Source organism: Streptomyces sp. NPDC046379, assembly GCF_055587785.1.
The window spans coordinates 62,347-87,139 of the sequence record NZ_JBVJFP010000002.1 but is presented as its reverse complement, the minus strand read 5'-3'; the positions used below and the strand labels follow the sequence as shown (position 1 = coordinate 87,139).

Sequence of the window (24,793 nt, the reverse complement as noted above, 5' to 3'; positions counted from 1 at the left end):
GACCCGGCGCCCTGGCCGCCGTGGCCCTCACGCGTCGATGCGCGACCGGTCCAGGGTCGCCGCCGAGTTGGAGATGAACTCCTTGCGCGGGGCGACGTCGTTGCCCATGAGGAGGTCGAAGACCTGCTCGGCGGCCTCCAGGTCGGACAGGTTGATCCGGCGCAGGGTGCGGTGGCGCGGGTCCATGGTCGTCTCGGCCAGCTGGTCGGCGTCCATCTCGCCGAGGCCCTTGTAGCGCTGGATCGAGTCCTTGTACCGGATGCCCTTGGTCTGGAATTCCATGAGCCTGTCGCGCAGTTCGCGGTCCGAGTACGTGTACACGTACTTGTCCTGGCCCTTCTTCGGCTGGACCAGCTCGATGCGGTGCAGTGGCGGCACCGCGGCGAAGACCCGGCCGGCCTCGACCATGGGCCGCATGTAGCGCTGGAACAGCGTCAGCAGCAGGCAGCGGATGTGGGAGCCGTCCACATCGGCGTCGGTCATCATGATGATCTTGCCGTACCGGGCGGCGTCGATGTCGAACGTCCGGCCCGATCCCGCTCCTATGACCTGGATGATCGCCCCGCACTCGGCGTTCTTGAGCATGTCCGTGACGGACGACTTCTGGACGTTGAGGATCTTGCCCCGGATCGGCAGCAACGCCTGGAACTCGGAGTTGCGGGCGAGCTTGGCGGTGCCGAGCGCGGAGTCGCCCTCGACGATGAACAGCTCGCTGCGGTCCACGTCGTCGCTGCGGCAGTCGGCGAGCTTGGCGGGCAGCGAGGAGGACTCCAGGGCGGTCTTCCGGCGCTGGGCGTCCTTGTGCTGGCGGGCCGCGATGCGGGTGCGGGCGGCGGCGACGACCTTCTCCATCACCACGCGCGCCTGCTGGGCGGCGTCACGCCTGGTGGCGGTCAGGAACGCCTTGAGTTCCTTGGCGACGACGGTGTTCACGATCCGGCGGGCCGCCGAGGTGCCGAGCACCTCCTTGGTCTGCCCCTCGAACTGGGGCTCGGCGAGACGGACGGTGACGACCGCGGTGAGGCCCTCCAGGGCGTCGTCCTTGACGACGTCGTCCTCGGCGACGCGCAGCAGCTTCTTGGCGCGCAGCACCTCGTTCATCGTCCGCGCGATCGCCTGCTCGAAGCCGGCGACGTGGGTGCCGCCCTTGGGGGTCGCGATGATGTTGACGAACGACCGGACCGTGGTGTCGTAGCCGGTGCCCCAGCGCAGCGCGACGTCGACGCCGAGTTCCCGGGTGACCTCGGTGGGGGTCATCTGGCCGTGCTCGTCGAGGACGGGCACGGTCTCCTTGAAGGAGCCCTGGCCGGAGAAGCGGAGGACGTCGCAGATGGGCTTGTCGCTCGCCAGGTACTCGCAGAACTCGCTGATGCCGCCGTCGAAGCGGAAGGACTCCTCACCCTTGCTGCCGCCGTCGCCGAGGCCGTACTCGTCGCGGACGACGATGGTCAGGCCGGGGACGAGGAAGGCGGTCTGGCGGGCGCGCTGGTGCAGGTTCTCCAGGGAGAGCTTGGCGTCCTTCAGGAAGATCTGCCGGTCGGCCCAGTAGCGCACACGGGTGCCGGTGCGGGTCTTGGGGATTCGCCTGGTCTTGCGCAGGCCGCTGCCGGGGGCGAACTTCGCGTCGGGGCCCAGGGCGGCGAATTCGCCGGGGACGCCGCGCCGGAAGCTGATGGCGTGGGTGTGGCCGCCGCGGTCCACCTCGACGTCGAGCCGCGCGGACAGGGCGTTCACCACGGAGGCGCCGACGCCGTGCAGACCGCCGGAGGCCGCGTAGGAGCCGCCGCCGAACTTGCCGCCGGCGTGCAGCTTGGTCATCACGACCTCGACGCCGGACAGGCCGGTCTTGGGCTCGACGTCGACCGGGATGCCACGGCCGTTGTCCCGCACCTCGACCGACGCGTCGTCGTGCAGGATCACCTCGATGTGGTCGCAGTATCCGCCGAGGGCCTCGTCCACGGAGTTGTCGATGATCTCCCAGAGGCAGTGCATCAGGCCACGGCTGTCCGTGGACCCGATGTACATGCCGGGGCGCTTGCGGACGGCCTCGAGCCCTTCGAGGACGAGCAGGTGCCGCGCGGTGTAGTTGGAACCGTCCCGGTCTGCTCCTGCCAGCAGCGCTGTGGACGGCACGGACGTCTCGGCGGTCACGCGGTTCGCTCCTCGCTGAATTTTGTCTCGGCCCCGGAAGGGTAAGGGCGCGGCTCGGGTAGCCGCTCAGAGGGTACCCAGCCCTGGTAGAGCCGTTGTAACGCCACCCTCGTGCGGAAACACAGACTAGTCCACGGTCGCATGCTTGTTCGATCCCTCGTTGGGGTGAAGCACATATCACGTTCCCTTCGAGGCATGAACCATTTAGGCTCCGGGCACGTCCTCATGAACACACCGGCAACCCAGCCGGGAGGACCGGACCGACCATGAGTGCGAACCCGTAAGACACATAGACACGCAATACGGCACATTCGCCGCCAACCGGCAGCAGACAGCCGACTCGGAAAAAATTTTCGAGGAGAAGCCACGAGCGGGAACGTTTTGGGGCTGGTTGGATGTTGACCCTGGTACGACAGCTCGTCGAGCTAGAGAAGAGGCGACGTGACTACTGTTCTGACCCCCGCGAGCCCGCTGACGGCCGCTGATCGCTGCGACCGCTGCGGCGCCCAGGCATACCTGCGCGTCGTCCTGCTGAGCGGCGGAGAACTGCTCTTCTGCGCCCACCACGGTCGCAAGTTCGAGCCGGAACTCAAGAAGATCGCCGCTGAGATACAGGACGAGACGGAGCGGCTCACGTCCGCTCCGGCCGCTCCCGAAGAAGAGCGCTGACACCTCGCGTCCACGACGAGCCAGCTCCGTACAGACGGATGCCGTACAGACGGATGCCGCGCAGACGGACTCCGTAGAGATGGGTTCCGCACAGGCGGGCCCCCGACGAGGGGACCCCGGACAGGAGGAACCCCTGCAGATGGACTCCGCACCGGCGGACTCCTTACCAGCGGATGAGAGCGGGCGGCCGTCCCTCCCAGAGGGGCTGCCGCCCGTCCTCGTGCCCGCAGGACCGCGGTCCTGCGGGGCTCAAACCCAGCCGAGCTTGCGCATGACGTCGGACACCCGGGTGTAGACGCCCGGACTCCCGGCCCGCCCGCAGCCGCTCCCCCAGGACACCAGGCCGATCAGCTTGCCCCGGGCCACCAGCGGCCCCCCGCTGTCCCCCTGGCAGGCGTCCCGGCCGCCCTCCTGCCGCCCGGCACAGAGCATGGCGGCCGCCTTGTAGGTGCCGCCCCCACCGCCCGGGTACGCCTTCGCGCACACCTTGTCGGCCAGCACCCGCACCCGCGCGGCCCGCAGCCTGTCCGAGTACGCGCCCGTGCCCGTCGCATCCCCCCACCCGTAGACCGTCGCCTCGGTGCCGACGGCGTAGGCGGGGTCCCGCGGCGGGGCCATCCGGATCACCGCGCGCTTCTCGAGCCGCTTGGCGAGGGTGAGCACGGCGAAGTCACCGGCGTTGCTGAGTTCGTCGTAGCCCGGATTCACCCAGACCTTGCGCACGGGGATCTCCCGTCCCTTGGACGAGCGCAGATCCGTGCGGCCCGCGACGACCTTGAGGTCGGCGACCCGCTTCGGGGGCGCCCCGAGAACCTCCTCGGACAGACAGTGGGCCGCGGTGAGTACGGTGCTGCGGCCGACGACGACGGCGCCGCAGAACTGCCCCGACCTCGTGCCCCCGAACCGGGCACGGCTGGCCAGCGCCACCGTCCAGGGACTGTCGGACGCGTCGGCGGCGAACCCGCCGACGACGACGCGGTCGGCGGCGGCCGGGGTGGCGGAGGCCAGCGGTATCGCGGTCACCACGGCCGCCAGCACCAACGGCCGGGACAGCGCACGGGCAACGGAACCTCTCATGCGCGCTCCTCACTCTGGGGTGGTCATGAGAAACCTAGGGTGATCCACCCCACCGATGCCCGCACCCGCGCGGCGCGGCGTGCGGGACCGCCGCCACGACGCGCGCCGGCAGGACGTCCACAGCGCGAAGGCCCGGCCCCGCGTCGTCACACGAGCGGGGGCCGGGCCTTCGGCGTGGTGCGGTCCCGGAGCCGGCGCGACCCGGGGACTGCGGATCAGTCGAGGTAGTCGCGCAGCACCTGGGAGCGCGACGGGTGGCGCAGCTTCGACATGGTCTTGGACTCGATCTGGCGGATGCGCTCACGCGTCACGCCGTAGACCTTGCCGATCTCGTCCAGGGTCTTCGGCTGGCCGTCGGTGAGACCGAAGCGCATGGAGACGACGCCCGCCTCGCGCTCGGACAGGGTGTCGAGGACGGAGTGCAGCTGCTCCTGCAGGAGCGTGAAGCTGACCGCGTCGGCCGGCACGACGGCCTCGGAGTCCTCGATCAGGTCGCCGAACTCGCTGTCGCCGTCCTCGCCCAGCGGAGTGTGCAGCGAGATGGGCTCGCGGCCGTACTTCTGGACCTCGATGACCTTCTCCGGGGTCATGTCGAGCTCCTTGGCCAGCTCCTCCGGGGTGGGCTCGCGGCCCAGGTCCTGGAGCATCTGGCGCTGCACGCGCGCGAGCTTGTTGATGACCTCGACCATGTGCACCGGGATACGGATGGTGCGGGCCTGGTCGGCCATCGCGCGGGTGATCGCCTGGCGGATCCACCAGGTCGCGTACGTGGAGAACTTGTAGCCCTTGGTGTAGTCGAACTTCTCCACCGCGCGGATCAGACCGAGGTTGCCCTCCTGGATCAGGTCCAGGAAGAGCATGCCGCGGCCGGTGTAGCGCTTGGCCAGGGACACCACCAGACGGAGGTTGGCCTCCAGGAGGTGGTTCTTGGCGCGGCGGCCGTCCTCGGCGATGATCTCCAGTTCGCGCTTGAGCTTGGGCGCGAGCTTGTCGGAGTTGGCCAGCTTGTCCTCGGCGAACAGACCGGCCTCGATGCGCTTGGCGAGTTCGACCTCCTGCTCGGCGTTGAGCAGCGGGACCTTGCCGATCTGCTTGAGGTAGTCCTTGACCGGGTCGGCCGTGGCGCCGGCGGCGGCGACCTGCTGGGCGGGCGCGTCGTCCTCGTCCTCGTCGGACAGTACGAACCCGGCGCTCTCGGTGCCCTCCGGCTCGTCGCCGGCCTTGGGCGCCTCTTCGAGCACCTCTTCCTCGAGAAGCTCGACGTCGTCCTTCTTGGCGGCGGTCTTCTTCGCGGGCGCGGCCTTCTTGGCGGCGGCGGTCTTCTTCGCGGGCGCCGCCTTCTTGGCGGTCGTCTTCTTGGCTGCGGCCTTCTTCGCGGGCGCGGTTTCCTCTGCCGGATCGTCGGCGGCGGGCGCGGCCGGGGGGGCGGCCGAGGCGGCGGCGGTCTTGCGCGTGGCCACCGTCTTCGCCGCCACCGTCTTGGTGGCGGTGCGCTTGGCCGGACTCTTCGCTGCGACGCTCTTTCGGGTGCGCTTGGGTTCCGCGGCACTGACCATCAGCGTCACACCCTCTTCCTCGAGGATCTGGTTGAGGCTGCGCAGTACGTTCTTCCACTGAGTGGCCGGAATCTGGTCAGCTTCGAAGGCCCGACGCACGTCATCGCCGGCGATCTGCCCCTCAGCCTTTCCCCGCTCAATGAGCGCCATGACAGAGACGGACTCGGCGATCTCCGGCGGGAGCGTACGGGATGTGCTGGCCGACACGAACAACCTCTCGGAACGTTGGAAAACGACTTCCGGCCCCGTCCATGACGGACAGGAGCCGACCGCCGGCTTGGGGATGGGCCGACGGCGCGGGCGGGGGCCGGGAAGATGCACAGCGCCGTTGACGGCGTCCGTATTCCCTCCGCGGCTGTCACCTCTTAGGTCATCGCGTTGTTTCCACGAGCGTTACGCCCAATCTGCGTGGCCCGAGTCACACCCCGTAAGCGGTCTAAACCGATCAGACACGGACACAAGGGGTCTACTTGTGGCCCTGGGGAGCCTTCGGGGGTGCCCTGCGGGCATACGGGGAGCGTACGGGGAGCGCCGTCGACCGTCCTCGGCACGCCGTCAGCCGTCCTCGAAGCGGCTTCGGGCCGCACCGGAGGCCGCCGCGGCGCTCCCTCGCCGATGCCGCACGCCTCCGCCGAGGCCGCCAGGCCGCCGATGCTGCCCGGTCCGGTCCCGGGGTGACGGGGCCGGTGTGGAGGCGGTTGGCGTGGTGCGGGCTGCCGTCCGGCCGCCGGCGGCGACGGAGGGGGTGAGGGGACGGCATTGGCGCCCGGCCGGCCGGTGGGCGGTGCGGCGAGGTCCGACCGAGCGGTGACGGCATCCCTCCGGTGACGGACGTTCCCCGGCCGAGCGCGGACGGCGGTCCTTCGCCGCCGCGACGACCCCGTACCGGACCGAACCGGCCCTGCCCCTCGTACGACGACCGCCGACCGGACGGCACCGGCGGCTCCCGGTCGTACGACGGCCGCCGGCCGGGCGGTGTCGGCAACCGTCCGGTAGTACGGCCGTCCCCGACCGGGCGTGGTACCGCCCCGACCGGGCGGGGCACCCGGCCCTGCCGAGGGTGACTGATTCCCTGCCTCACGGTGACGACTGCCTGTCGTCGGCTGCCGATGCGGTTCCGGACCGGGGAGGGGACCCGGGGCCGGGAAGGTCGACGGCGTGGCCGTGCGGCGGGAGGCGTCCGGGGCCATGGCACGCGGGGTGCGCGGTCAGTGTTCGCGTGGCGCGGGGACCACTCGCTCGACCTCGGGGTGGACCGTCAGCAGCTGGCGCATGGCCGCCTCCGCAGCCGGGCCGTCGCCCGCGACCACGGCGTCGACGATCCGGGCGTGGTGCGCGAGGGACGCCTCGGTCGGCCGGTCGCAGCCGGTGACCGGGCCGCCGGAGACCTGGAGCGCGGCGGAGACGATGCCGGAGAGGTGCTCCAGCATGCGGTTGCCGGCGATCTGGATGAGCAGCGAGTGGAACTCGGAGTCGGCCCGGGAGAAGGTGAGCGCGTCCCCCTGTCCCAGGGCGTGGCCCATGATCTCCACCATGTCGTTGAGCCGCTGCTGCACGTCCTCGCGCCCGTGTCCGGCGGCCAGGCGCGCGGCGAGCGGCTCGATCGTCCAGCGCAGCTCGCTCAGCTCACGGCGCTGATCGTCGCGCTGCGGCCCGAAGGCCCGCCATTCGATGATGTCGGGGTCGAGCAGATTCCAGTCGCTGACCGGCCGCACCCGCGTGCCGACGTTGGGGCGGGCGCTGACCAGGCCCTTGGCCTCCAGCACGCGCAGCGACTCGCGGACGACGGTGCGGGAGACCTCGAACCGCTGGCCGATCTCCTCGGGCACCAGCGGGCGGTCGGCGCCCAGGTCGCCGGAGACGATCATCTGGCCCAGCTGCTGGACGAGTTGGCCGTGCAGTCCGCGGCCGCGGCTGCCGGCGGCGCGCCGGCTCACCCGGCCCAGCTCGGGGTCCGCGCCCTCCCAGGAGGGGGCGGCGACGCGGTCGGGAACGGGAGCCTCCGCGAAGGGGTATCGGTCGAGATCGCCCGGGCCGGCGAGGCCGGAGTCCGCGGAACGGGCGGGGGTCATCATGGTGTGCGCAAGGGTACTCACGGATCCTTTGTCGGCGTCGCTCCGAACTCCCTTGAGGTCTTTGGTGAAAAGCACACGAAAGGGTGATCGCTCACCCCGTCGCAATTGACGCCTTATCGGAAAGAAATGAGCGTCCCCAAGGGAGTTGTGCGCACTCCCCGACCGGAAGGGTGCGCAGGGCGTCATCGGAGCCTCCCGCGCAGGGTGGTGAACAGATAAGCGCAGAGCAGAGCGGTCAGCGACAACGTCAGCGCGCCCCCGACGGGTTGACCGATCACCCGCGCCGCGGCCTCGAGATAGCGCTCTCCCCCGAAGGGCCACTGCGACAGCAGCACCTCGCGCATCCGCCCGTGCATCCCGGCTGCCGTCCGCACAGACGGTCCCTCCCAGAGCTTATGTACGAGGGGTACGACGACGATCGGCACGGCCGCCACGGCGGCGAGCCCGGCGGTCGTGGACCGGAAGACACCGGCCGCGAGGACCCCGGCCCAGGCGCACCCGACCATGAGCGCGAACCAACTCGCGCCCAGCGACAGCCAGTCGGCGGGAACCTGGGCGAGTTCCCGCCCGTAGACGAGATAGAGCACCTCGGCGTCGCAGCCCACCGTGAGGACGGCGAGGATCAGCGCGACGGCCCCGGTGACGAGGAGTTTGGCGGTCAGCAGCCCCAGCCTGCGCGGCACGGTGCCGCGGTCGGCCGCCAGCGCGGGGTGGCGGAACTCGTCCCCGAAGGCCAGCGCCCCGAGCAGACCCGCGCCGAGCGCGGCGGGCGGCAGCGGCAGCTCCCTCGGCCAGGCGGTGAGCAGCCGGTGCTGCGGGGTGTGCCCGACGCGGGCGAGGAACACCGCTGTCAGCGCGGAGACGACGAGCACGGCGGCCGCGGTGACGAACCCGGTGCTGATCCCGGCGGCCCGGCGCAACTCGTAGCGCAGCGGGCGGAGCGGGCTGGGGGCGGGGCGGACGGAGATGGGGGGCGGGAGCGGGGGGAGCTGCGCGGTACGGCCTGCCGTCGCCTCTTCCGTCGTCGCTGCCGTCACATCTTTCGTCGTCGCTGCTGCCGTCCCTTTCGTCGTGGCTTCCGCCGCCCCTTGATCGGTTGCTTCCTGAGCCTCTTCGTTCGCCCCTGTCTTCTTGGCCTCCTGGTGTCCCCTCCCCGGCCAGTCCTCCCTGCCTTCCCTGCCCTCCCTGTCCGTGGGGTCCCCCGCTCCGGGCCCCATGTCACCGATCTCGTCGGCGAGTTGAAGGACGAGGATGCCGTGCCGGAACGCCGTCTCGCCGACGTCGGCGCAGGTACTGCCGTACACCGACAGGCGGTTGCCGCCCTCCTGGACGACCTCGACGGAGCGGTGGGCGTTGCGGGCCTCCCTGGTGAGCAGGGCGGCGAGGCGAGGGGCGTGCGGGGTGCGGACGGCGACGCGTGGCCGCAGCCGGGTGCGGGCGAACTCCTCGGCGTCCTGTTCGGCCACCAGCCTGCCCCCCTCCAGCGTGACGACCCGGTCGGCGATGCGCGCGGCCTCCTTCGGGTCGGCCGTGGTGAGCAGCACCGTGCCGCCCTGGGCCGCGTGCGCGCGGAGCATGTCGTGGAGCCAGCGGCTCTCCCGTCCCGAGAGTCCGTCGGCGGGGTCGTCGAGCAGCAGGGTGTGCGGGTCGGGAAGCAAGGCGCAGGCGAGGCCGAGGCGGCGGTCCATGGCGCGGGAGAGGGTGCCGAGGCGTTCGTCGCGCAGGCTGACGAGGCCGACGGTTTCCAGGACTTCGTCGGCTCGCCGGGCCGGGACGCCCGCAGCGGCGCACAGCATCCTCACATGGCCGCGGACGGTACGGCCCGGATGCCCCGGCAGGTCGCCCAGCAGCACACCGACCTCGCGCGACGGATGGGCGATGCGGTGCAGGGGGCGGCCCCTGAAGTAGGTGATGCCCCGGCCCTGTTGGAGCTCGAGCATCAGCCTGAGCGCCGTGGTCTTGCCTGCGCCGGACGCCCCGAGGAGCACGGTGACGTCGCCCGCGCGGGCTTCGAAGGAGACGTCGTCGAGGGCGGGCGGAAGGCCCTTGCGGGGATTGCTGGTCAGTCCGAAGGCCTGGATCACCCGTAGCAAGATAGCGTGCCATATCCGGTTTTTCGGGCATCGGGGCGCTGCCGGTGACGTGCCTCGGCGTCACACCTCGGGGCGCAGCATCGGGGGGTTGAGGAGCGTGGCCCCGCCGGCCCGGAACAACTGGGCCGGACGGCCGCCCTGGCGCGTGGTCGTGCCGCCGGTGGGCACGAGGAAGCCGGGCGTCCCCGTGACCTTGCGGTGGAAGTTGCGCGGGTCGAGCGCCACGCCCCACACCGCCTCGTAGACCCGGCGCAGCTCGCCCACGGTGAACTCGGGCGGGCAGAACGCCGTCGCCAGCGACGAGTACTCGATCTTGGAGCGGGCGCGCTCCACCCCGTCCGCGAGGATCTGCGCGTGGTCGAAGGCGAGCGGCGCCACGGGTTCGCCGTCCCGGTCGTAGCCGCCCTGCTGCAGCAGTTCCTCGACCGGCGCCCAGCGTGCGTTGGCCGCGTCTCCGCCCGCGCGGGGGGCGGGCAGGTCGGGGGCGAGCGCGAGGTGGGCGACGCTGACGACGCGCATGCGCGGGTCGCGCTTGGGATCGCCGTAGGTCGCCAGCTGTTCCAGGTGCGCGCCGTTGTCCTGGGCGGGGACGGACGGGTCGTGCACGGTCAGTCCGGTCTCCTCGGCCAGTTCGCGCGCCGCGGCCTGGGCCAGGTCCTCGTCGTCCCGTACGAAGCCGCCGGGGAGCGCCCACCGCCCCTGGAAGGGGGGTTCGCCCCGGCGCACCGCCAGCGCGCACAGGGCATGCCTGCGCACGGTCAGCACGACCAGGTCCACGGTCACGGCGAAGGGCGGAAAGGCTGACGGGTCGTAGGGCATGCCGCGATCATAGTCGTCTGCCTGACGATAAACACTCCCTTCGTCGGCCGCATCGTGGCCGGTCCGGCATGGTTCGGCTCACGCTTCTCCCCCGGCGCCGCTTCCCTCGGCTACCGGGCCGGGCCACCGGGCGCCACGCCGACGCGTCGCCCTCTTGCCGATCACGTCTCGCCGCTCATCCCTCGCCCCCGACCGCCTCGCCGCCCCCTGCCTTCCCACCCACCGCCTTCCCGCCGACCGCCTCACCGCCGACCGTCTCACCGGTCGCCGCCCTGCCGGCCGGCCCGTTGCCGGACGGCCCCTTGCCGGACGGCCCCTTGCCGGACGCCCACGGACGCGTCCCTGCGCCGCGTCCGCTCCCGGGCCCGATGCCGGCTCCCGCTGCCGGTGTCGGGCGGCGGCGCCGCGGGGCCTTCCGCTCCGACGTGCACGACCGTGTCCCGCGGGACTGCGCCACCACCTTGGGGCCGTCGACGGCATCCGGCACCGCCGATTCTCCTGCCTGGCCCTCTCCGCTCCCGCCCTCCCCGCGCTCGCCCTCCCCGCGCTCGTCCTCCCCGCCTTCGCCCTCTCCTGGTTTGGCCTCTCCGGATTCGTCCGCCCCGGCCCGGTCGCGGTCGGGCCGTCCCGGGCGCAGGCAGCGGCGCAGGGCCTCCGGGTCCAGTCCCTCGTTGACGGCCTGGTGAAGGAGGCGGGCGAAGAGGTAGTCGGGGTCCGCGCCGAGGGCCATGGCGAGGGCCTCCCTGGCCTCCAGTTCGTCGCCGGTCGACCAGGCGACCCAGCCCGCCAGGGTCAGCGGCGCGGCGGCGTGCTCTCCGTAGGGTCCGACGCAGCGGCGGGCGAGGGCGCGCCAGAGGCGGAGGGCGGGGCCGGCCGCGTCGCCCTCCATCCACTCGGCCGCGCGGTCGCGTGTGGTGCGGTCCTGGAGTCCGATGATCAACGGGGCGGCTTCGTCGTGGGCGAGGAGTCCGTCGTCGCGCCGGTCGGCCGGGGCCGCGCCGGTGACGGCGGACGCCGCGGCGAGGCGGGCCATGGTCTGCCGGGCGAGTGCCAGCGTCTCCTCGGCCACGGCGCGGCGGCCCGCCTCGTCGAGCATCCTGGGGACCAGGGCGGCATTGGCGGCGTCCAGGGCGGCCTCCTGCTCCCGGACTCCGGCCGTCGTCTCCCACGGGAGCAGCCTCGCCCTCAGCTCGCGCAGCGTGCCCCGCACCTGCACACCGGCGTAGGTGGCCGCGGCGGCCAGCACGGAGGTGCCGGGCAGGCCCATGGGCAGCCCTTCGTCCGGGCAGCACGCCTGGTCGTCGCAGCAGTACGACCAGAAGCGGCCGTCCGAGATGCACAGGGCGTCGATCACCGGGATGTCGAGGAGTCCGCACTCGACGCGCAGGTCGTGCGCCAGCGGGCGCAGGCGTTCCATGACCTGCCGGCCCGTTTCCCCGGGTCCCGGCTCCTGACAGAGGTAGGCGACCATCTCCTCGGGCCGGGCGCCCCGCCGCTCGCTGCCGGCGACCAGGCCGTGCGTGAGCTGCCGGGCAGCGGAGAGCCAGTCCTGCGGATGGGTGGGAATGCCGAGCCTGGCCCGGCCGCCGAACCGGCCGCGCCCGCCCCTGTCGTGCAGGGCGACGAGCACGATGCTGTCCTCGGGCCGGTATCCGAGCAGGTAGGGCAGGGCGTCGACCAGTTCGGCGGGGGTCCGTAGCGTGACCTGGTGGGCGTCGGCGGATCCGGTGGTTTCGCTGTGATTCGTCATGCGGCGACGATCCCGCGAATCGCGCAATCCCGCTCGAACCTGTGGATAAGTCCGATCAGGGACACGTCACCCTGTGGAGAACCCGTCGTCCGTCCGTCGCGTCCTGTTGTATGGACGCATGGAGCACACGAGCAACGCGGATCTGCGCAGCGACGCCGACGCCGTCCTCGCCCGTCTGGTGGGGGACGCGACCGGCGCCGCACGGCTGCGCGAGGACCAGTGGCGGGCGATCGAGGCGCTGGTCGCCCACAAGCGCCGGGCTCTGGTGGTGCAGCGCACGGGGTGGGGCAAGTCCGCGGTCTACTTCGTGGCGACCTCGCTGCTGCGGGCCCGCGGCAGCGGACCGACCGTGATCGTCTCTCCGCTGCTCGCGCTCATGCGCAACCAGGTCGAGGCCGCGGCCCGGGCCGGCATCCACGCCCGGACGATCAACTCCTCGAACACCGAGGAGTGGGAGTCGGTCCAGGCGGAGATCGCCGCCGGCGAGGTCGACGTCCTGCTGGTCAGCCCCGAGCGGCTCAACAACCCGGACTTCCGCGACCAGGTGCTCCCCCGGCTCGCCGCCGCCACCGGACTGCTGGTGGTGGACGAGGCGCACTGCATCTCCGACTGGGGCCACGACTTCCGCCCGGACTACCGGCGGCTGCGCACCATGCTCGCCGATCTGCCGCCGGGCGTCCCGGTGCTCGCCACGACCGCCACGGCCAACGCCCGGGTCACCGCGGACGTGGCCGAGCAGCTCGGGACCGGCGGCTCCTCGGACGCCCTGGTGCTGCGCGGCCCGCTGGACCGGGAGAGTCTGAGCCTCCATGTGCTGCGGCTGCCGGACGCCGCGCACCGGATGGCCTGGCTCGCCGACCACCTCGACGAGCTGCCGGGCTCGGGGATCGTCTACACCCTTACCGTGGCCGCCGCCGAGGAGGTCACCGCGTTTCTGCGGCACCGCGGCCACACGGTCGCCGCGTACACCGGGAAGACGGAGAACGCCGACCGGCAGCAGGCCGAGGACGACCTGCTGGCCAACAAGGTCAAGGCGCTCGTCGCCACCTCCGCCCTCGGCATGGGCTTCGACAAGCCCGACCTCGGCTTCGTCGTCCACCTCGGGTCGCCGTCCTCCCCGATCGCCTACTACCAGCAGGTCGGACGTGCCGGACGCGGCGTCGAGCACGCCGAGGTCGTCCTGCTGCCCGGGAAGGAGGACGAGGCGATCTGGGAGTACTTCGCCTCCCTCGCCTTCCCCCCGGAGGACCTGGTGCGCCGCACCCTGGACGTCCTGGCGCACGCGGGCGCACCCATGTCGCTGCCCGCCCTGGAACCGCAGGTGGAGCTGCGCCGCTCCCGGCTGGAGAGCATGCTCAAGGTCCTCGACGTGGACGGGGCGGTGCGCCGGGTCAAGGGCGGCTGGGTCGCCACGGGCCGGCCGTGGACGTACGACGCCGAGCGGTACGACTGGGTGGCCCGGCAGCGGAAGGCCGAGCAGCAGGCGATGCGCGAGTACGCGACGACGACGGGCTGCCGGATGGAGTTCCTGCAGCGACAGCTGGACGACGAGGGCGCCAGGCCGTGCGGCCGTTGCGACAACTGCGCGGGCCCCCGATTCGCGGCGGGGACGTCTCAGGCGGCACTGGACGCCGCGCGGGGCGATCTGGGGCGGGCCGGCGTCGAGGTGGAGCCGCGCCGTATGTGGCCGACCGGCCTGCCGGCCATCGGGGTCCCGCTCAAGGGGCGCATTCCGGCCGCGGAGCAGGCCTCGCCGGGGCGGGCGCTGGGACGGCTGTCGGACATCGGCTGGGGCAACCGGCTGCGGCCCATGCTCACGCCGCAGGCGCCCGACGGACCGGTGCCGGACGACGTGGCGAGGGCCGTCGTGGGTGTCCTGGCCGACTGGGCCAAAGGGCCGGGCGGCTGGGCCTCGGGAGCGGCCGACGCCCCGCCGCGCCCGCTCGGCGTCGTCACCGTCGCCTCACGCACCCGGCCCCGGCTGATCGAGTCCCTCGGCGCCCACATCGCGCAGGTCGGCCGCCTGCCGCTGCTGGGCGCGGTCGAGTACGCGGCCGACGCGCCCCGGCTCTCGCGCAGCAACAGCGCCCAGCGGCTCAAGGCGCTCGACGGGGCGCTGACCGTCCCGCCGGCGCTCGCCGCGGCCCTGGCCGAGACGGCGGGCCCCGTGCTCCTCGTGGACGACTTCACGGAGACCGGCTGGACCCTGGCCGTCTCGGCGCGCATGCTGAGACGGGCCGGGGCGCGGGAGGTGTTGCCGCTGGTGCTGGCCGTTCAGGGCTGACCGCGCGTCCCGCCCCGCCCGTGCGGCGGCTTCCCGGGGCATTACCCGAGCCCCACCGGGTACGGATATAAGCCACAGACCTCCCGATAAGGGTCTGTGGCCCCAATTGCTCGTTGCCGCATTCAAGTTCGACAGGAAGAATTGAAGTCCGCTCCCCGCACGGCCCGCCCGTGACCAGGTAGGGCTCTGCTGTGGTGGGCGTCCCCCGAACCCGACCCCGCCCGCAGTGTGGGCGCGTAGCCGAAGGGAGGATCGTGACCTTCGGATTCGCTCCGTCCTCCGCGGCATCCACGTCGACGTCCGCCGACCTGTCCGCCGCAACCGCCAACCCCGTTGCCCGCGTGCTCGAACCCGCGGAATGGGCGGCCGCGGGCATCCCCCTGCTGCGCAACCCCAGGGAAGTCGTCGGCGGGCTGCACGCCCGGCACCGGCCCCGGCCGGCCACCGCCGTCGTCGCGGTCCTCGACCCGGAGGAACGGCTGATCGCCAGCGCCTCGTTCACCCGGCGCCAGGCGCCCGCCGACGGCTGGATGTTCCGCAACGCGCTGCTGGACCAGCTGCGCCGCGTCATCCCGCACGACCTGCGCCGGCGCACGCCGGTGCGCACGGCCGTGCTGCTCTACTGCCGTGAGGGGGACGCGCGTTGGACCGAGGAGGACGGCGCGTGGATGTGGGGACTGCGTGACGCCTGCACCCTGCACGGGCTGCGCTGCGGGGCGTACATCACGCTGACACGCGACGGCTGGCAGGTGCTCGGCGAGGGCCGGGGCGGTCGCCGCCCCCATTCCGCCTCGGCGCCCGAGCCGTTCAGCCTGTCCGAGGCGCCGGCCCCGCTGCCGCGCACCGGCGGAGCCGCCTCCGAGGTCCTGCGCCGCGCGGCTGCCCGCTGACGGCGGGGCATCCGCACACGCCGCCGGGCAGGCTGGGCGTGCTGGGGATGCACGCGGAAATCCGGGCGGGACGCACATCACCGGCGCGAGCGGAGAATCGCCGGCAACAGGCACGCAATCGCCCGCTCCGGCCGACCGTCGTCGGCACCGGCCATGGCAGGCACCGTCTCCCACGGCGGCTCCGGCCCCGTACGGCACGACGACCGGCAAGCCCCCGGATGACGGACGGCGAAGAACGGACTCGAACCACGGTCACCGAGCCGCTCGGTCACCGAACAGCCGACGCCGAACCACGGACCCGGCACACAGCTCCCCCCGGACAAATCACCAGCAGCCCACCGAGGCCGACCCACCGAGGCGCACCGGACGCGTGCGGATCCGCGCGCACGTCGAGCCGCCCTCCGTGCTCGCGCCGCCGCGGCGGCGTTCAGGCCGTCGCCGTGACCCGTCCCGGGCGGGCCGGGGAGCAGGTCAGACGCCCGCGCCCAGCACCGAGTTGATCTTCTGCGGGTCGCCGCAGACGATCAGCAGGGCGCCGGCCCGCCGGAGGGCGAGCGGCAGGGCGGTGGCGGCGACGGAGTCGGAACCGCCGTTGACGGCCACGACGACCACGGGCCGGGATCCTGCGCGGTCCGCCACGGCGGCGTCGGCGTAGAAGACGTCGTCGCGGGCGTCGTGCTGGGCCCAGTAGGACGTCTCGCCGAACGACAGCTCGTGGGCGGCCCACGGATGGAGTTCACCGGTGGTGATCACCAGTACGTCACCCGGAGCGCGGCCGGTCTCCAGCAGCAGGTCGACGGCTTCCTCGGCAGCGTCGAGCGCACCCTCGACCGAGGCCGGGATCAGCTGGATCTGCGGGGTCGCCGGAGCCTGGGCGGAGGCGGCGGCAGGGGCGGCCGGGCCCGAGGGCGCGGCGGTGGCGGTCACGTCGCGCGGCGCGCGCTGCGCCGGCGGCGTGGGCCGGAGAGGCCCGGGACGCCCGGGACGCGGCGGAGCCGCGGGGCGGGGGCCGGGTACGGGACGGGGGGTCGGCGCGGTGCGACCGGTGGCCGGCGTGGCGCGGGGACCCTGGGCACTCTCGTGAATCTGAGGCTCCTCGGGGATGAGAGGCATGAGGTGATGTCTATCAAACGCTGATTCGGCTCGCGCCGGTGGGTGGCACAAACGTGCGATCGGAATCGTCAGAAATCGAAGCCGAGCTGGCCCTCGATCTCCGGAACGTTTCCGTCCGCCCAGGTGCGGGCCTTCTTGAGGTGCCGCCACTGGGGCAGCGCATCAAGATACGCCCACGTGAGTCGGTGGTACGGGGTGGGGCCCCGCTCCGCCAGTGCGGCCTTGTGCACGGGCGACGGATACCCGGCGTTGTCCGCAAAACCGAAGTCTGCATGGTCGATGCCCAGTTCGGCCATCATTTTGTCGCGCTGAACCTTGGCGATCACCGAAGCCGCGGCCACCGCCACGCACGACTGGTCTCCCTTGATCACCGTGCGGACCTTCCACGGCGCACCGAGGTAGTCGTGCTTGCCGTCGAGGATCACCGCGTCGGGCCGGACCGGCAGGCCTTCCAGGGCCCGCACGGCCGCGAGCCGCAGCGCCGCCGTCATGCCGAGTTCGTCGATCTCCTCCGGTGAGGCATGCCCCAGGGCGTACGACGTGACCCAGGCGCGCAGTTCCTCGGCGAGCGCGGTGCGTCGTCTGACCGTGAGCAGCTTGGAGTCGGTGAGGCCCTCGGGGGGCCGACGCAGTCCGGTGACCGCCGCGCAGACGGTGACCGGGCCGGCCCACGCGCCGCGCCCCACCTCGTCGACACCGGCAATGACCTTCGCTCCGGTCGTGGCGCGCAGGGAGCGCTCGACGGTGTGAGTGGGTGGTTCGTACGGCATGGCGCCCTTAGATTACGCCGCTCGCACACCGCCGCGACACCCCGGTTCGCCGGATCCGCCCGGGGCCCCCGACTGGGCCGGAATCAGCCTCCGACGGGCGCGGCAGCGGCATGACCGACCGGTCGGCCGTCCCCCCGCTCTCCCTGTGGCCCGATTCGCTTGCGCACATCGTCGGCGGGCATACGGCCGCCGCCGGGACGGCGTAGCGGACTCGGGCGCCGCTCAGGCGTCCCCGCCCCCGCGCGCACCGCGCCGCCCGCGGTCCCCCGGTCGGTCTCCTCCCCAATGAGCCGGATCGCCGGCTCTGCCACATCGGTGAGGACGACCTCGTGGCAGCGCTCCGCCTGCGCGGTGTCGCATTCGTGAACGACGGGGCCGAGGGCCGTACCGGGTGCGCGTGCGTCGCCGCGCCGGTCAGGCGGTACCCCTCATCCAGCCTGGCAGCGGCTCCGTACGGGCGGTCCACTCCGCCGGCGGCGCCCCCGCCCGGTCCGCGGCGACGATCCCGCCCACGATCGCGCAGGTCGTGTCCACGTCGCCGCCGACCTGCGCGGTCGTCCAGAAGGCCCGCTCGTAGCCGCCGAGCGCCCGCGCCGCCGACCACAGCGCGAAGGGGACGGTGTCATGGGCCGTCGTACGCCGCCCGCAGCCCAGCACCGCGGCGACCGTGGCGGCGTCGCCGTAGTCGAGCATGTCCCGGGCCCGCCGCAGCCCGGCCGCGACGGCGCTCTTGGGGACCAGTGCGATGACGCCGTCCAGGAGCGCCTCCGCGCTCGGCGGGCCGCCCGGGGAGCCCGCCAGCGCGGCGGCAGCGGCGACGGCCATGGCGCCGACCACGGCCTCGCGGTGCTGGTGCGTCGGATAGGCGGAGATCTCCGCCTGATGCGTCGCCTGCTCGGGATCGCCCGCGTACCAGGCGCCGAGCGGGGCGATCCGCATCGCGGCGCCGTTCCCCCACGATCCCTGCCCGTTGAACAGCGCGGCGGACAGTTCGCGCCAGTCCCCGCCCTCCCGGACCAGCCGCAGCAGCCGGTTGACCGCCGGGCCGTAGCCGCGGTCGAAGTCGTGGTGCTCCGCGAAGGAGCGGGCCAGGGCGTCCTGGTCGATGCGCCGGTGGGCGGCGAGGACGGCGACGACCGAGCCGGCCATCTCCGTGTCGTCCGTCCACTGCCAGGGGGCGGGCGGCAGCTCGCGCCGCTGCAGCAGCGGGTAGTTCACCGGCACGAAGAACTGGGAGCCCAGCGCGTCTCCCACCGCGAGTCCGCGGAGGGCGGCCAGGGCACGCTCCAGGCGCTCCTGGGGAGAGGAGTCAGTCATCTTCCCGCCACCCTATCCGGTGATCCCGTACGGCTCGGGATCACGCCAGCGCTCGAACGGCCGGTCGAGCGTGTACTTGCCGTCGTCCCCGAGCAGGAGCATCCGCATCTCGCCGTTGTCCGGATTCGCCAGCGACTCGAACTCGGCGACCGTCCAGTGGAACCAGCGCATGCAGAACAGCCGCATCGCCAGCCCGTGGGTCACCAGCAGCACGTTCGGCGGGTGGTCCGGCGCCTCGAAGCTGCGGTACAGGCTCTCCAGGAAGTTGCCGACGCGGTCGTAGACGTCGGCGCCGCTCTCGCCCTGCGCGAAACGGTAGAAGAAGTGCCCGTACGCGTCCCGGTACGCCTTCTGCAGCCGTACGTCGTCGCGGTCCTGCCAGTTGCCCCAGTCCTGCTCGCGCAGCCGGGGCTCCTCGCGCACGCGTATCAGGCCGGGGTCGAGGTGGAGGGCGCGGAGCGTCTCGTGCGTACGGCGGTACGGGGAGACGTACACGCTGACGCGTTCGCGGCCGAACACCTCGCGCAGCCGTTTGCCCGTCTCCTCGGCCTGCCGCCATCCCCGCTCGGTCAGCGCGAGCGCGTGGTCGGGTTCGCGCTCGTACACGGAGTCGTCGACGTTGCCCGTGGACTCGCCGTGCCGGACAAGGACGATGCGCCGTGGTCGTGCCATGCCGAAACCCTAGATCGAGTGACGGCCCGTCGAGCACTCGTACGGGCCCCATACAGCGTAAGTCACACCCGGCTCACACCGTCCAGCTCGGCTCCAGCTCCACGATGTCGCCGGTCAGGGCCGCGACGTCGGCCTCGGTCTGGGCGCGCAGGGCCAGCCGTTCCACGCGTTCGGTGCGGTACTTGCCGTGCTCGGCGGCCGACCGCCACATCGACAGGACCATGAACTCGTGCCCCGGCGCCTCCGCGAACAGCCCGCGGATCATCCCGGGCGAGCCGGCCATCGCCGGGTTCCAGACCTTCTCCTGCATCAGCGTGAAGTTGTCCACGCGCTCCTCGTGGACCCGGCACAGGGCCACCCGCAGCAGGTCGGCGTCCGTGAACCGCGGTTCGAAGCCGGTCTTCACGTCGAAGCGGTGGTCGAACAGCCTGGCCTGCCGGTCCTTGAAGGTCCCCGACTGGGCCGCCGCGAGCCGGTCGTGCGAGCGGGCCATGAACGAGTCGTAGAACGCCCGGCTCTCCCAGAACGCGAAGATGTGGGCGACCGACGGACGGGCCCGGCTCCAGCCGCCGCCCTGTCCGCGAAACCCCGGCTCCCCCAGAAGCCCCGCCCACTTCCGCTGCCCGCGTTCGAAACCGCGGCGGTCGACCACGGTGCAGCGAATCCACTTGACCAGCACCGCGCCATCGTAAGGCCGCGGGGCGTGGCGCCGGTCACGGTCCGGCCGAGAGGTTGCGCGCGAGGGAGCCCACGCGCGTGGCAGGATGACAACCGGCTGTGAGCGCCCAGGAGTTCAGACAGCGGGCGAACGGGGAAGGGGCAGGCTGTGAACGGCATGAGCAAGGGCATCCGCAAGGTCGAGATCGCGCTCAGGTGGGACCCGAGCCCGGCGGGGCAGCCGCCCACCGATCTCGACATAGTCGCCGGGACCTACCTGGCCGACGACCCGTACGGCGATCCCGCCTACCTCGTGCACTTCGACAGCCGCTCCCCCGACGGGACGATCACCCTCAACCGGGACAGCAAGGACGGCAAGGGCTTCGGCTGGGACGAGGTCATGACCGTGGAGCTGGACCGGCTCGACGCCCGGTACGCGCGCGTGGTCGTCGGCGTCATCATCCAGCAGCGCCCCGGGCGCCGCACCTTCGTCAGCGTGCTCAACCCGGCGCTGCGCATTCGCGAGGGCTACACGGAGCTGGCCACCGACGACTTCGGCGGCGTCCTCGGGTCCACCGCGGCGCGGATCGCGGAGTTCGTCCGGGGCGAGGGCGGCGCATGGGACCTGCACGCGGGCGTGCACGGCTTCGAGGACGACCCGGTCGCCTTCACCCGCACGATGGGCGCGGCGCTCAAGCCCTGAGCCCGCGCACCGCGTTTCCGTCCCCAAGGAGACTCTCCAAGCCCTCCAGGGAGGATTCCCCAAGGAGAAGGGGGCGCCGGCAGTACGCCGGCGCCCCCTTCTCAGGTACTACGGGTCAGCTGCAGCCGCTGGTCGAGCCGCAGCCCTCGCAGATGTAGCAGGAACCGGCCCGCTGCATCTTCGTGCCGCAGGAGAAGCACAGCGGGGCGTCGGCCTGGATGCCCAGCTGCATCTCCACCAGCTCGGCGCTGGTGTGCGCCTGCTTCGGGGCCGGCTTGGCCGCCTCGACGTCGGCCTTCGGGGTGGCGACCGCCTTCAGCTCCTGGGCGCGCGGCGCCGACTGGGCCAGGCCCTCGACGTCGACGTCCTCGTCCAGCGGCTCGTACGAGCCGGTCTCCAGGTGGCGCTGGCGCTCCTCGGCGGAGTGGATGCCGAGCGCGGAGCGCGTCTCGAACGGCAGGAAGTCCAGCGCCAGGCGGCGGAAGATGTAGTCGACGATCGACTGCGCCATCCGCACGTCGGGGTCGTCCGTCATGCCGGCCGGCTCGAAGCGCATGTTGGTGAACTTCGAGACGTAGGTCTCCAGCGGCACGCCGTACTGGAGGCCGACCGAGACCGCGATGGAGAAGGCGTCCATCATGCCCGCGAGGGTCGAGCCCTGCTTGGACATCTTCAGGAAGACCTCGCCGAGACCGTCGTCCGGGTAGGAGTTGGCGGTCATGTAGCCCTCGGCGCCGCCGACGGTGAAGGACGTGGTGATGCCGGGACGTCCCTTCGGGAGGCGCTTGCGGACGGGGCGGTACTCGACGACCTTCTCGACGGCCTCGCGGATGGTCGCCTCGGTCTTCTCCGTGACCTCGGCCTTCTCCTTCTCCTTGGTCTTGGCGGAGAGGGGCTGGCCGACCTTGCAGTTGTCGCGGTAGATGGCGAGGGCCTTGATGCCCATCTTCCAGGCCTCGAAGTAGATCTCCTCGACCTCCTCGACGGTCGCCGTCTCCGGCATGTTGACCGTCTTGGACAGGGCGCCGGAGATCCACGGCTGGATCGCGGCCATCATGCGGACGTGGCCCATCGGGGAGATGGCGCGCTCGCCCATGGCGCAGTCGAACACCTCGTAGTGCTCGGGCTTGAGGCTTGGGGCGTCGATCACATTGCCGTGCTCGGCGATGTGGGCGACGATCGCCTCGATCTGCTCCTCCTGGTAGCCCAGGCGGCGCAGGGCCTGCGGCACGGTGCCGTTGACGATCTGCATCGAGCCGCCGCCGACCAGCTTCTTGAACTTGACCAGGGCGAGGTCGGGCTCCAGGCCGGTGGTGTCGCAGGACATCGCCAGGCCGATGGTGCCGGTCGGGGCGATGACGGACGCCTGGGCGTTGCGGAAGCCGTTCTTCTCGCCGAGGCGCAGCACGTCCTGCCAGGCCTCCGTGGCGGCGGCCCAGATCGGGGTGTCCAGGTCGTCCATGCGGACGGCCTCGCCGTTGGCGTCGGAGTGCTGCTTCATGACGCGCTTGTGGGCGTCGGCGTTGCGGGCGTAGCCGTCGTAGGGGCCGACGACGGCGGCCAGCTCGGCGGAGCGGCGGTAGGCGGTGCCGGTCATCAGGGAGGTGACGGCGCCGGCGAGGGCGCGGCCGCCGTCGGAGTCGTAGGCGTGGCCGGTCGCCATCAGCAGGGCGCCGAGGTTGGCGTAGCCGATGCCGAGCTGGCGGAAGGCGCGGGTGTTCTCGCCGATCTTCTCGGTCGGGAAGTCGGCGAAGCAGATGGAGATGTCCATCGCGGTGATGACCAGCTCGACGACCTTGGCGAACCGCTCGACCTCGAAGGACTGGTTGCCCTTGCCGTCGTCCTTGAGGAACTTCATGAGGTTCAGCGAGGCGAGGTTGCAGGACGTGTTGTCCAGGTGCATGTACTCGCTGCAGGGGTTCGAGCCGTTGATCCGGCCGGACTCCGGGCAGGTGTGCCAGTGGTTGATGGTGTCGTCGTACTGGATGCCCGGGTCGGCGCAGGCCCAGGCGGCCTCGGCCATCTTGCGGAACAGGGCCCTGGCGTCGACCTCCTCGATGACCTCGCCGGTCATCCGCGCGCGGAGGCCGAACTTGCCGCCCTGCTCGACGGCCTTCATGAACTCGTCGTTCACGCGGACCGAGTTGTTGGCGTTCTGGTACTGGACGGACGTGATGTCGTCGCCGCCCAGGTCCATGTCGAAGCCCGCGTCGCGCAGGGCGCGGATCTTCTCCTCTTCCTTGACCTTGGTCTCGATGAAGTCCTCGATGTCGGGGTGGTCGACGTCGAGGATGACCATCTTGGCCGCGCGGCGGGTGGCGCCGCCCGACTTGATCGTTCCGGCGGAGGCGTCGGCGCCGCGCATGAAGGAGACGGGGCCGGAGGCGTTGCCGCCGGAGGAGAGCAGCTCCTTGGAGGAGCGGATGCGGGAGAGGTTCAGGCCGGCGCCGGAGCCACCCTTGAAGATCATGCCCTCTTCCTTGTACCAGTCGAGGATCGACTCCATGGAGTCGTCGACGGACAGGATGAAGCAGGCGGACACCTGCTGGGGCTGGGGCGTTCCGACGTTGAACCAGACGGGGCTGTTGAAGCTGAAGATCTGGTGCAGGAGGGCGTACGCCAGCTCGTGCTCGAAGATCTCGGCGTCGGCGGGCGACGCGAAGTACCCGTGCTCCTCGCCGGCCTTCCGGTAGGTCTTCACGATGCGGTCGATCAGCTGCCGCAGGCTGGTCTCGCGCTGCGGGGTGCCGACGGCACCGCGGAAGTACTTGCTGGTGACGATGTTGACCGCGTTCACCGACCAGAAGCCGGGGAACTCGACGCCACGCTGCTCGAAGTTGACCGAGCCGTCGCGCCAGTTGGTCATGACGACGTCACGGCGCTCCCAGGTCACCTCGTCGTACGGATGCACGCCGGGGGTGGTGTGGATGCGCTCGATACGCAGCCCCTTGCTCGCCTTGGCGCCCTTGGCTCGGGAACCTCGTGCCGGACCGCTCGCCGTCTCTGTCATGCCGCCTCCCTGGTACGGGCGAAAACGCCCTGAAATGCCACGATGTTCCCGTGACACGGTGTTCTGTCCTGTGTTGCGGGGCCCTCGCCGCCACCGCAACAGACCTTCCTCGCCGCCGAGGCGGCCGGACCCGGATCTCGCCTCCGGCTCCGGTCCGCCGTCAGTCGGCGGCGGCCGCGGGCTGGGGGACCTGCCCGGTCCCGTCCGCCCCGCGGTCGTCCTTCCGGCTCCCCTCGCCGGTGTTCCCGCTGGTGTCTCCGCCGGTGTCCCGGCCGGCGCCCTCGTCGCCGCCGGCGAAGTCCTCCGGCCGCTGCCTGAGTTCCGCGATCGCCGCCTCGAAGTCCTCGAGCGACTCGAACGCCCGGTAGACGGACGCGAACCGCAGGTAGGCGACGAGGTCGAGCTCCTGGAGCGGGCCGAGTATGGCCAGACCCACGTCGTGGGTGGTCAGCTCGGCGCTCCCGGTGGCGCGCACCGCCTCTTCGACCCGCTGGCCGAGCTGGGCGAGCGCGTCCTCGGTGACGGGCCGGCCCTGGCAGGCCTTGCGCACGCCGTTGATGACCTTGGTGCGGCTGAAGGGCTCGGTGACCCCGGACCGCTTGACCACCATGAGCGAGCACGTCTCCACGGTCGTGAAACGACGGGAGCAGTCGGGGCACTGGCGACGTCTGCGGATGGACGTGCCGTCGTCGGTGGTCCGACTGTCGACGACGCGGCTGTCGGGGTGCCTGCAGAAGGGGCAGTGCATGGTTCCGAACCCTCCTCACAGCAGACTCAACAGCCTCAACAGACCCTTGGGCCCCTCGAAGCGAGCACCAGCATAGGCGATGACCTTCGGCCCGGAGACCATGGGGACCACAAGTTCTGGGCTGCTGTAGCCATCCAACCACTAGATGTGGGGATCGGCCCGTACGGGGGCGCTGTCCCGCGTGTCGCCGGGGCGACACGGGCCGCGACCGGTCACGCGATGTCGACGATCCGCCACGCGTGCGTAGGCAACGCGTGTGCGGTTGCGGAGATACGGTGAGCGCCGCAGGGAGGAGGCGTGGGAAATCCCGCGCTACGGGGGCCGGTGCTCGGTCCGCGCGACGCCTGATGGCAGACTGGGCGTCGCCCCCACGAGGGAGCGACCCGGCGGTGAAGAGTACAGCAATGGACGCATTTGTCCGCGGGTGCCGTCGGTAGCA

Annotated in this window: 18 protein-coding genes; 4 read left to right on the top strand and 14 right to left on the bottom strand. The window is 71.9% G+C overall.

The genetic code is table 11. From position 1 onward, the window contains the following. Nucleotides 1–27 precede the first annotated feature (27 nt). On the bottom strand, nucleotides 28–2,151 hold the full coding sequence (locus tag ACZ6KF_RS04395) for a DNA gyrase/topoisomerase IV subunit B (RefSeq protein ID WP_356633159.1): 2,124 nt from the start codon (nucleotides 2,149–2,151) through the stop codon (nucleotides 28–30). Between the two features lie 441 nt (nucleotides 2,152–2,592). Here ACZ6KF_RS04395 and ACZ6KF_RS04390 point away from each other — a divergent pair, with 441 nt between their 5' ends. Beyond that, nucleotides 2,593–2,820 carry a DUF7455 domain-containing protein gene (locus ACZ6KF_RS04390; protein ID WP_356633157.1) on the top strand — a complete coding sequence of 76 codons (228 nt, stop codon included), beginning with the start codon at nucleotides 2,593–2,595 and terminating at the stop codon, nucleotides 2,818–2,820. A gap of 249 nt (nucleotides 2,821–3,069) precedes the next feature. On the opposite strand, the gene ACZ6KF_RS04385 is transcribed toward ACZ6KF_RS04390, so the two are convergent. From ACZ6KF_RS04385 to ACZ6KF_RS04360, 6 genes are all read right to left on the bottom strand, one after another. Then, on the bottom strand, nucleotides 3,070–3,897 hold the full coding sequence (locus ACZ6KF_RS04385) for a S1 family peptidase (RefSeq protein WP_356633155.1): 828 nt from the start codon (nucleotides 3,895–3,897) through the stop codon (nucleotides 3,070–3,072). Nucleotides 3,898–4,112: 215 nt separating this feature from the next. Further along, nucleotides 4,113–5,660 carry an RNA polymerase sigma factor gene (locus tag ACZ6KF_RS04380; RefSeq protein ID WP_356633153.1) on the bottom strand — a complete coding sequence of 516 codons (1,548 nt, stop codon included), beginning with the start codon at nucleotides 5,658–5,660 and terminating at the stop codon, nucleotides 4,113–4,115. A gap of 1,001 nt (nucleotides 5,661–6,661) precedes the next feature. Then, nucleotides 6,662–7,549 carry a FadR/GntR family transcriptional regulator gene (locus ACZ6KF_RS04375; protein WP_356633151.1) on the bottom strand — a complete coding sequence of 296 codons (888 nt, stop codon included), beginning with the start codon at nucleotides 7,547–7,549 and terminating at the stop codon, nucleotides 6,662–6,664. 161 nt (nucleotides 7,550–7,710) lie between these two features. Beyond that, nucleotides 7,711–9,612 carry an ABC transporter ATP-binding protein gene (locus ACZ6KF_RS04370; RefSeq protein ID WP_469237232.1) on the bottom strand — a complete coding sequence of 634 codons (1,902 nt, stop codon included), beginning with the start codon at nucleotides 9,610–9,612 and terminating at the stop codon, nucleotides 7,711–7,713. A gap of 69 nt (nucleotides 9,613–9,681) precedes the next feature. Beyond that, entirely contained in the window at nucleotides 9,682–10,440 is a 759-nt protein-coding gene (locus ACZ6KF_RS04365) for an NUDIX hydrolase (RefSeq protein WP_356633147.1), read from the bottom strand. A 175-nt stretch (nucleotides 10,441–10,615) separates the two neighbouring features. After that, nucleotides 10,616–12,190, bottom strand: coding sequence for a DUF4192 domain-containing protein (locus ACZ6KF_RS04360; protein WP_469237230.1), 1,575 nt, complete (start codon nucleotides 12,188–12,190; stop codon nucleotides 10,616–10,618). 118 nt (nucleotides 12,191–12,308) lie between these two features. On the opposite strand from ACZ6KF_RS04360, the gene ACZ6KF_RS04355 reads away from it, so the two are divergent. Both ACZ6KF_RS04355 and ACZ6KF_RS04350 read left to right on the top strand, forming a co-directional pair. Further along, on the top strand, nucleotides 12,309–14,474 hold the full coding sequence (locus tag ACZ6KF_RS04355; RefSeq protein WP_469175197.1) for a RecQ family ATP-dependent DNA helicase: 2,166 nt from the start codon (nucleotides 12,309–12,311) through the stop codon (nucleotides 14,472–14,474). A 254-nt stretch (nucleotides 14,475–14,728) separates the two neighbouring features. Further along, nucleotides 14,729–15,364 (top strand): hypothetical protein, encoded by a 636-nt coding sequence (locus ACZ6KF_RS04350; RefSeq protein WP_356633141.1) that lies wholly within the window; start codon nucleotides 14,729–14,731, stop codon nucleotides 15,362–15,364. Between the two features lie 471 nt (nucleotides 15,365–15,835). Here the strand turns inward: ACZ6KF_RS04350 and ACZ6KF_RS04345 are convergent, their stop codons facing one another. The 5 genes from ACZ6KF_RS04345 to ACZ6KF_RS04325 form a co-directional block, all read right to left on the bottom strand. After that, nucleotides 15,836–16,477: a hypothetical protein gene (locus ACZ6KF_RS04345; RefSeq protein WP_356633139.1), complete on the bottom strand. Its 642-nt coding sequence runs from the start codon at nucleotides 16,475–16,477 to the stop codon at nucleotides 15,836–15,838. Between the two features lie 68 nt (nucleotides 16,478–16,545). After that, the gene (locus ACZ6KF_RS04340; protein ID WP_356633137.1) at nucleotides 16,546–17,247 is read right to left on the bottom strand and encodes a ribonuclease HII; all 702 of its coding nucleotides are present in this window, start codon (nucleotides 17,245–17,247) and stop codon (nucleotides 16,546–16,548) included. 414 nt (nucleotides 17,248–17,661) lie between these two features. After that, complete coding sequence (locus tag ACZ6KF_RS04335; protein WP_469237229.1) at nucleotides 17,662–18,564, bottom strand: ADP-ribosylglycohydrolase family protein; 903 nt, start codon at nucleotides 18,562–18,564, stop codon at nucleotides 17,662–17,664. A gap of 12 nt (nucleotides 18,565–18,576) precedes the next feature. Further along, on the bottom strand, nucleotides 18,577–19,236 hold the full coding sequence (locus ACZ6KF_RS04330; RefSeq protein ID WP_356633133.1) for a histidine phosphatase family protein: 660 nt from the start codon (nucleotides 19,234–19,236) through the stop codon (nucleotides 18,577–18,579). A gap of 73 nt (nucleotides 19,237–19,309) precedes the next feature. Further along, nucleotides 19,310–19,915, bottom strand: a complete 606-nt coding sequence (locus tag ACZ6KF_RS04325) for a YdbC family protein (protein WP_469175194.1) — start codon at nucleotides 19,913–19,915, stop codon at nucleotides 19,310–19,312. 147 nt (nucleotides 19,916–20,062) lie between these two features. On the opposite strand from ACZ6KF_RS04325, the gene ACZ6KF_RS04320 reads away from it, so the two are divergent. Next, entirely contained in the window at nucleotides 20,063–20,596 is a 534-nt protein-coding gene (locus ACZ6KF_RS04320) for a TerD family protein (RefSeq protein ID WP_356633129.1), read from the top strand. A gap of 115 nt (nucleotides 20,597–20,711) precedes the next feature. On the opposite strand, the gene ACZ6KF_RS04315 is transcribed toward ACZ6KF_RS04320, so the two are convergent. Together ACZ6KF_RS04315 and nrdR are read right to left on the bottom strand one after the other, a co-directional pair. Then, nucleotides 20,712–23,606 (bottom strand): vitamin B12-dependent ribonucleotide reductase, encoded by a 2,895-nt coding sequence (locus ACZ6KF_RS04315; protein ID WP_469237226.1) that lies wholly within the window; start codon nucleotides 23,604–23,606, stop codon nucleotides 20,712–20,714. 160 nt (nucleotides 23,607–23,766) lie between these two features. Beyond that, nucleotides 23,767–24,354: a transcriptional regulator NrdR gene (nrdR, locus tag ACZ6KF_RS04310; RefSeq protein ID WP_356633125.1), complete on the bottom strand. Its 588-nt coding sequence runs from the start codon at nucleotides 24,352–24,354 to the stop codon at nucleotides 23,767–23,769. Between the last annotated feature and the right edge of the window lie 439 nt (nucleotides 24,355–24,793).